This window comes from Agrobacterium tumefaciens, from assembly GCF_009649785.1.
Classification (GTDB): Bacteria; Pseudomonadota; Alphaproteobacteria; order Rhizobiales; family Rhizobiaceae; genus Agrobacterium; species Agrobacterium tumefaciens.
Genome location: NZ_WJOK01000050.1, coordinates 1 through 9,887, shown reverse-complemented (window position 1 = coordinate 9,887; position 9,887 = coordinate 1). Strand labels below are relative to the sequence as shown.

Sequence of the window (9,887 nt, the reverse complement as noted above, 5' to 3'; positions counted from 1 at the left end):
ATCTATCCGTCTGCACCCAGCGCGCCTGTAGCCCCCCCGGCACCAGCAACGCCTGCGCCGCTTTACACTGCGCCTATCACGCCAAGTCCTCCGCCGCTAAAGCCTCTTGCCGGCAACACAGACAAGTTCAAGAGGATCGTGATGCAGGTACAGACAGCGTTGACCGCATATGGCTACTATTCGGGTCTGATAGACGGTCAGGTCGGACCAGGATGCAAAACAGCGTTGATCGCGATGCAGACTGATTACAATCTCAAAGTCACCGGAACCATTACGCCCGATGTGCTCGATGCCTTCGGGATCGCTGCAAACTGATCGTCATGGATATCAGCCATATTATAGAAACGATAAAGGCGGTCCCTGCACCGCCCTCACCTCCAGAGCTGGAAGCCGCGTTACCGCCGCTTCCAGCCCTCCAGTTATCCGAGGTGGGGCGTGCTGCCAGATCTGAGAGGAAATTGACAGTTTTTGCAGGAGCCGCTGCACTGACGATCGGTGGCTACCTTGCGCTGTTCGTTCACGGTTTCTGGGGAACAGCGCTGTGCGTCGGAGCACTCGTGATGACTGCACTCTCGGTAAGCCTGAAGCGGAAGTTTGAGGTCGAATACCGGGATGCCGAGGCCAAATGGGACGAGCAACGACAAACTTGGCTTACCCAAGCAGGTCCAGCGAAATTTGAAGAGAAGCGTAGACTCTTTTTATCGCTTGCCGGCACATATTCAGGCTTGCCAGCGAAAGAGCGTGAGTTGCTTGGCGAGCTCGAAAAGGCCAAGCGAGAGCGACAGTTCACAAACTACATGAAATCGCATTTAATCGAGCGTGCTAAGATACCAGGGGTCGGCCAAAGCCGCAAAGCAACTCTAGCCTCTTATGGTTTTACCAATGCCCTTGATGTGAAGAATCGGCGTGTCCCGAAGCTTCCAGGATTTGGACCTTCTCTTGTTGGGGAAGTGGAAGCATGGGCGAGCTCCGTGGGCCAAAGATTTGCTTTCAACCCTACAGCTCCAACCGAGCCCCATCTGGTTCAACAGGTCAAAAGCACGATCACTATGGAACGCGTGGGGCTTGAACAAAAACTCGCGAATGCTCCTGATCAGTTGAAAAGCCTTTGTGAATCTGCAGAACGCCTTCGAAACGCACCTCCACAGGCCATGTACGATGCACTTGTCCGACTGAAGCAAATCGAAGTAGACAGGGGATAATTGCCAATGTCTGCACCGTACCGGAATTTCTGGATCATCGTCGCGATGACGGTCAGCTCGACGGTCTTAGCAAACCTACCCTCCAATCCGGAGGTTGCTCCTGGTAGAATTTCACCCGGCTCACCTCAGACAGAAATTGATGGTTCATCTGGTCAACAACAGATCCAAAGCCGCCAGGCGTCTGCGGGCACTCAATCGCCATCTACAACCACGGATCAAAAGCTCACAGCGCTTCCAACTGGGATGAAGGCGGCAGAAGACGAACCGCCCGTGAGGCAATTTCGAAGTATCGATAACGACGTCAAGCAGGCATTCGACATCGCAATAGAGGCTGCACTGGCGCAGAAGATGGGTGGCGTTGCCGCTTCCGCCAATGACGCTAATAATTCAGCTTCGCCTCTCCCAACGTTGACCACAAAGGAAGTGAAATCGACCCCTAAGGTAGCGGACGCTCCATCAGATGCGAAAACAAGTGCGAGGGTAGCGCAAACTACAACCAACCTTAATATGCGGACACGACCAGACCCCAGTTCGCCCTTGATCGAGGTACTGACTACCGGGCTTGTTGTCACCATTGTCGATGAGCAGGCTGGTTGGGTCCAGATCCTGGTCAAAGAAACTGGCCAAAATGGATGGGTGAATGCAAAATTCCTAAAGAGCGAGTAGCATGAACAACATCTAGTTGCGCTAACATGATCTTCGACTAATATCATCTCCAGTAGGGGATCGGGGATATTTTCGTGCGTAGAGTTGCAATACTAAGTTGCTGCGTTTTCGTTTTGCATGGCTTGATCGGAGGAACCGCCAGCGCCGCACCTGAGGCCAGAGCCGGCATCAAGGTCACCGCGGGTCTGACGAGCGTCCAGCCGGCAGCCTTGCCCACTCCCAACCCAACGATGATCTGGCTGGTAGTTTCTAGTCGGCCCACGTTTGACCAAGCCGCTGCCGTCGCGCAGACTTTTGCCGCAACTCTTGGCCCGGCGCTTATAACGCGTTCGCGTAACGGCTCATTTGCCATCGTAACGGGGACCCTGTTCAAGGACAAAGCCAAGCCCAACCTTCAGACATTGAAAGATCTTAGACTTGTTCCGCAGGATGCGTTTTTAAGTGCTGGCGAGGGCTTTGGATCGATCTTGTTTCACAGCTACACAGCGGGAACGTCTACTGACGTGATGACGCAGACCACTCTGGTTTCTTCCGTGAGACGTCTGCAAATCGCCTTGACGCGTTTGAAGTTCTATACTGGTTCGACCGATGGTCTTGTCGGACCTGGGACGGTTAAGGCATTTGCAGCATATACCGCTGCATTCGGAGCGCCCACTGGGGACTATCTCGATGACTACGCACTTAACCTAATCGAACAAAGTGCGCAGGATGGGTTTCGCTCAGTGACAGAACGTCAAGTGGCCCAGAGTATGGGTTTTGAAGACGGCGAAACATATGCTCAAGCCGTTAAGGGAGGGTTCAAATCTCCACAGGTGATGCTCGTTGCGAAGCAGCGCGGGTTCCAGACAAACGTCGATTTCGAGGCGGCGTCACGATCGGGATTTGAAACGGCCGAGGAATACGGGAAAGCGAGAGCCGGTGGATTCGAGACTGCAGATGAGTATCGAGCAGCTTCGCGATTTAGTCTCGATACACGCACCGAATATGTAGCCTTTCGATCATCAGGATTTGCTGACAAGGCCACCTTCAAGAGCGCGCAGGAAAAGGGTTTCGCAGATAAGACTTCCTATGAGCGAGCCGTCGCAGCAGACTTGAGAGCTGCTCGCTTGAAAGCCGGTATTCTGCTTGATGATGCCCAAGTTTTCATCAGGCTCAACCCACAAATCCCGAACCTTATACAAGTCGCCGACAAGGCCTCTATCCTTGGTGTTACGCTGCCGACTGGAAACACGTCAAATCTAGAGCAGGCGTCGTCTGAACTCGAGGCCATTTTGGTTCCGTTAGTCGGCTACAGCGACTTTGTCGCGGCTAGGGATAAGGAGCGCGCTGACGACCGTCAGAGGCAGGTTCTGGCGAATCAAAAGGCACTTGAGGCGACGCGTGCATCGCTGACAAAATGGGTGGCGGGAAATATTTCCTCACCAAAACTCCCGCAAGTCGTTCAAGAATTAAAGACTTCTGCCGATGCCGTCATCTCGGATGACCTTGAAGTCCTCGAAAACGCAAGGCAGTCACTTGGAAGATTGATTTCCAGAACCGGGCTGGCGACAGAACTTGCCGGATACCAGGCTGCGGGTGCAGGGGGACCTGAAGTCATTCAGAAAAACTCGAACGCACCTTTTGCAGTCACGCCATTAAACGCGGTGCTCTTGAGTGGCGCGTGGGGTGACGTAGTTTCGTTTTTCAATGCGTCCGCTGATGCACCATCACTCGTTCGCACTTTAAACGGAGGCCTTTCATTCTCGAAAGATTACGCGGCAGTATGCTTGATCGGCCTTGACGAAACACCCTCGCTTAGACGTGGTCTACGAGACATCCTAGCGCCAATGGGTGCGACAGTTGTAAAGATAAGCTCGTGCGACAGCCGGAGTCCAGAACGGGTTGACCTGATTATTGCAAAAAGAAAAGCATTCCTCGAGGCGCAACCAAGTTTCGCCGTCGCATTTCTGGATGCACTTGAGGCTAAGAAACTTCGCGTGTTCGATGCGATTGACTACAAAAAGCTAGCAGAACGAGAAGAGAAGGAAATCTCTCTCGTCACCGCAGTGATGTCTGGAGTCGAAGCAGGATCTCGAAGTGGATTTGGCGCTTTTGAAACTGCTTCTGAGAAGGGCGACCTATGCGTCGTAGTTGCGGAGACAGTTGATGTTCATGAAGAAATGCTGAAAGAGGTCACTGCGCTCGTTGAGACGACGAAGCCTCTGAGGGTAATAAGTGACAAAACTTTGGAACAAGTTTACCCTATGATACTGCGTGACGAATGCCGTGTGGTGTATGGAGCCTCCAGCTCCTTGCAGCAGCTGGCGCAAGCTATGAAGCGCGATGAAAAGGCTGGCATTTTCCTCCCGATTTGGATTGAGAGCGATAAGGTTGCACAGTCTGCCGCCAGAGTAGCAGCCAGCAAACTCGAAACAGTGAAGCAGCAGGAAGCTGAAAGACTTGCAGCTCAGGAAGCGGAGCGCTTGTCCGATATTCGGAGACAAGAGGAGCAGTCACGCCGAGGCGTCGTTGAAGCTGAGCTCCAAAAAGTCAACGGCCCAGCGGCGAATGCGCGGCTGACGAAGTTTACAAGTTTCCTCAAAGCGTCGCTGACACCCGATGGCGGGTTAGCTGCAATACAGACGAATTCGCCTACTTATCGGGAATTCACTGACTGGCTCAATGCGCAGAAGAGAGATGGCTGGGAACTCGGGAACGTCGACACGTCCGTTGACGATTTTGGTAGCGTAAATTGGAAAGATCGGAAACTGGATGCGTTGGTAACTCGAGTTGCATTGAAATTTAAGAGCCGGGAACGTGGAGAATACCGAACGGAGTGCGTCTTGTTCGGTATTGTGCTGGATGATGAATTCGAAATGGAGCGGGATCCATTGCACGCGCTATGCGCGGACGAGGTCGCCAAGATTAATATTTGGAAGTCTGGGCACAGTTTTGAAAGTCGGTGGAGAGCAGCAAATCGTGAGTTCCCGACGCCCTAGAGTAACTCGTGTAAACCATTCCCACCTGGCTATCTAAGCGAAATGGCTGGGAATACCTTTACCGAAAGCGCCTTTAGTCATTCGCGGTTCTCCATTCGTCAGAGCTAGGAAAGGGGTGTAAAGCCAGACCCTTGTACGCCTTGAAAGGAATCGAACTGGCGACAGGTTGGTCAGATAGCTCAAGTGGCTGAAAAGACATAGTTCGTAGGACAATAAGTATATGTGGACCTTATGCCAATCGTTTTGCACTTAACTCACCGGCCTGACGCATTTTGTGGCTAAACATGTGCCGCGCGGGTCAAGCCTATGAAGGCTAAGGACGGATGGTAGACAACGACAAGTGGGGAAAGAAAACCCTGATCCTTGCCAGCGAAGGCTTTAAACAGCCATTTGCTACCAAGGCAGATATGAGGTCGCCCAGGTACACGACCCGGCTTTCCGAGCTTCCGATTGTCCTCGCATAATACGACAGCCTGAGTTCCGACAAGCTACCTTATAGGAATCTAGAAAAACGGGCCTTCCACCTTGCTCAAATTCCTGACTATGCTCTCCATGACCCGAGGCTGAGGCTGCTTGCCGAACCGATTCATAACGAACCGGGTCTGGCGCTCATCAGATGCAAAGACGAAGCGCACCGCGCCTTCAACAATCTGTCCATTGCATTCCTTCACGAGTGCGGTCTGATTGGCCCGCAGTAGGCCGCGAAGGAAGTCTGCATCGTGGGAGGCGATGAACAGAAACCGAGGGCCAATTGGCAAGGCAATATGGCTGCCATTGCTGTCTAGGCCGTTTGTCCTGATGACCGGACGATCCGATGTCAGGAGTAGAGGAGCGGAGGCTGGGGTTTGCAGGATGCGCCAGTGCATCGTGTTGATATGTGTTCCGACCTCATCATGCTCTAGGAGCGTGTTCAACGTATTGAACATGGCCGACTCTTTAGCCGCGACAGGTAGCCCGAGCAGATATTCCGTAAACGTGGCTGGTTCTTCCGCCGTCCGCTTCTCCTGATAGTTCCTTTCAGCCTTCGCACTGACTCGGCCAAAATCCTCAATCCACCAGTCCCGAAACATATGAATGTCTTCAGGGCATCGCAGGAGAAGCGACAGTATGAAGCGCGTCCAGGCTGATCGGCTCTCCGAAGTCCAATCCGCGAGATGACCGCGCCGGTATAGCAGTTCAAGGGTTTCCGCAGCATTGGTGTCCAGCGGCTGGAAATACTTGGTTTCGAACATCTGCGCGACGGCCGGATCGTGACCCTTCATTTCGTACAGGCGGTTTTCGAACCCTGTTGCCTCGGGTGCCTTTGCCAAGACGATGATCTTGTCGTCGCGGATCTTGGCGAACTGGGCCACGTTCCCGGAGACAGCCCAGCGCTTGAGATAGAATGCAGGGATGTAATGATGCTTGGTGGGCGGATTCGCTGACTTCATGGATTCCGTATAGCAGTCACCAAGAGGTTTCAAAACCAGTCGAGACAATCCCTTCGGAACTACAGAGAAAAGAGGCATTGATTTCCTCGCCGCCGACAATAATCATCGAAACTGTGGAACTCGACACCCACGCCTTACGACAAGCCTGCGGAGGCTGTTCAATGATTTCGAGGGTTCGAAGTCGGAGTGTGGCGCGACATCAAAAAGGCTGTCTACCGGAGGCAGCCTTTTCCTTTTCTACCGCTTCCTGAAGACATTGCCGACCCGATACAGGCCATAGGCGATGCAGACACTCTCAATCATTCGGTGATGCAAATACAGCCGATCGTCGAAGTCGGCCGACACGACCTCACCAGCCGAGATCCGGAACACCTCATGAGGTTCGAGGCCGCTGTTATCCATCAGCAGGGCTTCGTCCGCATAGGTCAGCGCCGCAGCGAGCTTATCCAGGGATCCGGCGTACCGCCTGCGGATGTCAGCTTCTGGAATGTCATGACCGCCAGCCTCGACACGCTGCTTAACGCGCTCGACGTTGGTCTCAACGGAATCCAGGGCGACGTAATAGAGGCCGACCGAAAACCCGGCCGCCTTGGCATCGCGCATCAGGTTGACGGCCTGCTGGCTGCTCAGGGTAGTCTCGTAGATGAATGACGTCTTGGTGGCGATCATGTCCGCGAGCTTGCGGATGGCCGCCCTGCCTGCGGCCATGGCCGCCGCTCGCCCGTCACCGGTCCCGGTCAGCTCCTTGGCGATCTCATCGGCATTGATCCAAACGCCGTCGAGCTGCAGCTTGGCATAGGCAGAGGACTTGCCGGACCCGTTGGGGCCGCCCAGAATGATGCAAGATGGCTTCGACAATGATTACCGCCCCATGGCGGCATGAACACGAATGTCCTCGTGTTCGGCTCGATCCTTGACCTCGTTCGCCAGATCCTTGGCGGAGATCGGCAAGCCCAGACGACGGCGCTCGGCAATTGCTTCGCGGCCGATTTCCTTGAGGGCTTCCTTGTTCTCGTCGTACTTCTTCAAAAGCATCGTCGATCTCCTATGACCTCAATATAGCGCGTCCGGCCCGCTGCTGCAAATCAGGGTGTTCCGACCTCGAACGAGAGATAGGGGAAGGTCGTATCGATGGTGGCATAGTGTTTGATTTTATAGGCTGGCAACGTGATCGGGAATGCTCCAGAACCGTTCACGGTGAAGTGCGGATTATCTTGAATGTGTTTTTGGGCCACAAGCGCAGTGTAGAGATCATATGAGAATTTGACCCCCACGGAAGCACCCCCAACTTTCGCAATCTCATTATCAATGTATGTGACGATCATACTCACTAAATTATGCATTCTTCCATTCTCCGATCATTAGGCCGCAGCTATTGCATCTGGCACGGCCGACAGCAACACTCGTTCCAACAGGGCGCGGGAGACAGCCTTTAAGCGCCTCGAGCATCTTCCGTTCCTCTAGGTGCTGGAATAGTTGACGTGAGATGCCTTCGCACCCTTGGCGATCCTGCCGCCAACCTGCTTGCCCCGGATCTGATTGAACGTCGCGAACGCCGGAACCGTGAAGCTGTTCTCAATGGTGACCGCTGGATCTTTGATCTACCGCCTACCGGAGGCCCGATCTACGCAGACGGCAACCAGAGGCGATATAGCATCGATCGGGATCATCCCGAAGTCGAACGACAGAAGCGGATCGAGGCGGCGATGGGAAAGTCCGTCGAAACCGACATTAAAGGCGATTAGGTCGGAAATGTCGGGCAGAAACGCGGCGCTGGGGCATCAGTTCACCCCTGTCACCTGAAGTCTGGTTCTACAGAACCGAAATCGACCGACACACCTCGGCCGTTAATTTCCAAATCAATCAGATCAGGATCGCGGTCTCCTGACTTGGAGAACGTGGCCACAGCATTCACTGAGAATGCGGCGGTGGCCTCAGCACCCGCCCCGCCGAGATTTACGTAGTCCCGGTCGATTGAATCCCTGATGGAAAAATGGAAACTGGCTTCGATTAGAGCCTCAACTTTGAGATCAAAGCTAACCACGACTTCATCTTCGGTCGATGAAACGACAACAATGGCTGCTTTGTTCGCGTATGACCAATCCGAAATCGATGCGCTATCGATGTCGTAATCGTAAGGCAGCGAGGAGGCCGCTTCCACATCGATGTCATAGCCATCGATATAATATTCAAGTTTGGTTTGGATGAAGGATTCCAACGAGTTCGCGTCACCCGTTTTTATCGAATTGACAATGCGTGCAGCGATCACGCTGTCCTGGTCGTTGAAAAGTCCCAAGGCGGCCGACAGATCATCAATATGAATGAGCCTGTCTGAATCAGCCGCGAATGCCTCCCAATCTCCGTCCCTGCAAACTGCAAGAACCAGTGTGTCGTTCGCTTCCGCCCATTTCTCCAACGTCAAAAGAGCAATTGCGTCAGGAAATTCGGCCTTCTTCTCGCTGGATTTACCGAACGGTGGAAGAACCTCGAAATAGCGACGCACCAGCTCGGCACTGTCGATCTGTTCGGTAATCGTTGTAGCGCCAACAGTCTCCAGATAGATTTCGATCTGTTCGTCAGCGATCACGAAGGCATCTACATCAACACCAATATCCTTTGTGACATCGCCTACCACGAGCGAAGAATGGCTTGCCTTAAAAAACTGGTTGATACCCGCCGCAGCTTTGGTGGCGGCATCTGCTATTGCCGCTGAAATATGGTTGCGGACCTCCCCGATAGTTACCGGGCTCAGGACGAAGCTAATGTCTTTGCCCTTGAACTGCTCGACCGTCGTCAGACCCTTGTATCTCAGATTGCAACCGAACTTGTCGAATACACTGGTGTCCATCGTGATCGCGAGGATTTCCCCTTGATCAACCAGTGCCTTAATCTCTTCCATCGTCTTTTTAGGCATAATGATTCCGACAGTTGATGCCACAACCGATAGCAGTCGTGGTCCCGCTGTCAACTGGGCGGCCTCTTCCTCTATTTCAGAAATGCCGTGTACGGCTACGGAGCTGGCGGATAGACACGGAAGTAGAAAGAGAAGGTATCACAACTCCTCTGGCTTCTCGGTCTCGACGAAGGCATCAAGATCGACGCGGATACTCGGATCGCAGGCTCCTCGTGAGTTCGGTCACCTGATCCATGCACCAATCGTAGCTATCCATAAGGCTCTGCCAGCCGCTGATGACCATACCCGCGCCTGGGATTCCCTTTTAAGCTCTTGAACGGACTCGAACAGGCGACCCTGCAATCAGAGGAGATCTATCGTGCTGAAATTCCACATCAAGAGACGTAGTTTTTCTCATCTGGCTAATAAGCCGCAAGCGGTATAGTAGCCATGAGCGCAGATAGCTGCCAACGATAACGTAGCGCCGATGCCACCGAGGTACGCCTCAATCAGATCGCAATCGTGGCGCTAACCTGTGTGTTAAACGCGTAGATTAAGGTAGACGTGGATTCAGCTATGACTCCTTATCGTGGCGAAAATCCTTCGTTGACCAACGTAAACGATCTATGGCTTAAATTTTAATGCTAAGTGGCTATAAAATAATCTATGGCTTGATTTTTCCTAAATAGCTCTTAATAATCCACTTATAGATTGATAA

The 9,887-nt window shown here is 53.1% G+C and carries 11 protein-coding genes; 6 read left to right on the top strand and 5 right to left on the bottom strand.

Features of this window, described 5'->3' with window-relative positions; translation table 11 throughout:
* The 5 genes from GH784_RS27330 to GH784_RS27665 form a co-directional block, all read left to right on the top strand.
* The coding region (locus GH784_RS27330) for a peptidoglycan-binding protein (protein ID WP_210251802.1) at positions 1-315 on the top strand (315 nt) is incomplete at its 5' end.
* A 5-nt stretch (positions 316-320) separates the two neighbouring features.
* Positions 321-1,202: a hypothetical protein gene (locus GH784_RS26830; RefSeq protein ID WP_153794032.1), complete on the top strand. Its 882-nt coding sequence runs from the start codon at positions 321-323 to the stop codon at positions 1,200-1,202.
* Positions 1,203-1,208: 6 nt separating this feature from the next.
* Complete coding sequence (locus GH784_RS27585; protein ID WP_236775933.1) at positions 1,209-1,868, top strand: SH3 domain-containing protein; 660 nt, start codon at positions 1,209-1,211, stop codon at positions 1,866-1,868.
* 230 nt (positions 1,869-2,098) lie between these two features.
* Entirely contained in the window at positions 2,099-4,846 is a 2,748-nt protein-coding gene (locus GH784_RS26820; RefSeq protein WP_153794031.1) for a hypothetical protein, read from the top strand.
* A 323-nt stretch (positions 4,847-5,169) separates the two neighbouring features.
* The gene (locus tag GH784_RS27665; RefSeq protein WP_153794030.1) at positions 5,170-5,310 is read left to right on the top strand and encodes a DUF4113 domain-containing protein; all 141 of its coding nucleotides are present in this window, start codon (positions 5,170-5,172) and stop codon (positions 5,308-5,310) included.
* A gap of 39 nt (positions 5,311-5,349) precedes the next feature.
* Here GH784_RS27665 and GH784_RS26810 read toward each other — a convergent pair whose 3' ends face one another.
* The 4 genes from GH784_RS26810 to GH784_RS26800 all read right to left on the bottom strand — a co-directional run bounded on the left by GH784_RS26810 (position 5,350) and on the right by GH784_RS26800 (position 7,619).
* Positions 5,350-6,354: a DUF4238 domain-containing protein gene (locus tag GH784_RS26810; protein WP_246670506.1), complete on the bottom strand. Its 1,005-nt coding sequence runs from the start codon at positions 6,352-6,354 to the stop codon at positions 5,350-5,352.
* A gap of 159 nt (positions 6,355-6,513) precedes the next feature.
* Positions 6,514-7,134 (bottom strand): zeta toxin family protein, encoded by a 621-nt coding sequence (locus GH784_RS26805; RefSeq protein ID WP_153794029.1) that lies wholly within the window; start codon positions 7,132-7,134, stop codon positions 6,514-6,516.
* 3 nt (positions 7,135-7,137) lie between these two features.
* Positions 7,138-7,311 carry a hypothetical protein gene (locus tag GH784_RS27250; RefSeq protein WP_167304859.1) on the bottom strand — a complete coding sequence of 58 codons (174 nt, stop codon included), beginning with the start codon at positions 7,309-7,311 and terminating at the stop codon, positions 7,138-7,140.
* A 50-nt stretch (positions 7,312-7,361) separates the two neighbouring features.
* Complete coding sequence (locus GH784_RS26800; protein ID WP_092773891.1) at positions 7,362-7,619, bottom strand: immunoglobulin domain-containing family protein; 258 nt, start codon at positions 7,617-7,619, stop codon at positions 7,362-7,364.
* 138 nt (positions 7,620-7,757) lie between these two features.
* Between GH784_RS26800 and GH784_RS26795 the strand changes: the two genes are divergently transcribed.
* Complete coding sequence (locus GH784_RS26795) at positions 7,758-8,021, top strand: hypothetical protein (RefSeq protein ID WP_153794028.1); 264 nt, start codon at positions 7,758-7,760, stop codon at positions 8,019-8,021.
* A gap of 50 nt (positions 8,022-8,071) precedes the next feature.
* On the opposite strand, the gene GH784_RS26790 is transcribed toward GH784_RS26795, so the two are convergent.
* Positions 8,072-9,190, bottom strand: a complete 1,119-nt coding sequence (locus GH784_RS26790; RefSeq protein ID WP_153794027.1) for a PIN domain-containing protein — start codon at positions 9,188-9,190, stop codon at positions 8,072-8,074.
* Positions 9,191-9,887: the final 697 nt, after the last annotated feature.